This is a genomic window from Vibrio sp. 378, from assembly GCF_033339435.1.
The window spans coordinates 1-628 of record NZ_JAWOUO010000720.1 but is presented as its reverse complement, the minus strand read 5'-3'; the positions used below and the strand labels follow the sequence as shown (position 1 = coordinate 628).

Below are 628 nucleotides of genomic sequence, written 5' to 3'. Positions count from 1 at the left end.
CTTTGACCACAGCGGTCATAAATCGGCGCAGCGATACAACGAAGACCTGGTTCTTGCTCTTCGTTATCTTCTGCATAGTGGAAATCGCGCACTTTCGCCAATTCTTCTAGCACTTGATCGGTGTTTTCCAATGTTTTTTCTGTGTGCTTAATGAACTCGACATCGCTCAATACGTCACGAACGAAGCTTTCATCGCGCTCAGAAAGCAGCACTTTACCAATCGCAGTACTGGAGAGCGGATTGCGACGACCGATGCGCGATTGCATGCGTAGGTTGTAGCCAGAGTCGATTTTGTGGATGTAAATGATGGCATTTTCATCCAGCGCACCAAGGTGCAAGGCTTCGTTGGTTTGTTCTGAAATGTGGCGCATTTCTTTGTCGGCCAGTTCGATCAGATCGACGTACTCAAGCGATTTTGCGCCCAACTCGAACAGCTTAAGTGTTAGAGAGTACTTATCCGCTTCGCCTTCTTGAGACACGTAACCGAGCGATTTCATGGTTTGCAGAAAACGGTAAGTAGTCGCTTTCGACATCATTAGACGTTGTGAAAGCTCTGAAACGCCGATGGCTTTCTGTTAACCAAGTGCTTGAAGAATATGAAAAACCTTAAGTACTGACGAAGCTGCTT

General features: G+C 46.7%; 1 pseudogene. It reads right to left on the bottom strand.

Annotated elements, in window-relative coordinates:
- Nucleotides 1-628 (bottom strand): annotated as a pseudogene (gene kdgR / locus R7Q48_RS28480) (DNA-binding transcriptional regulator KdgR); the annotation flags it as partial.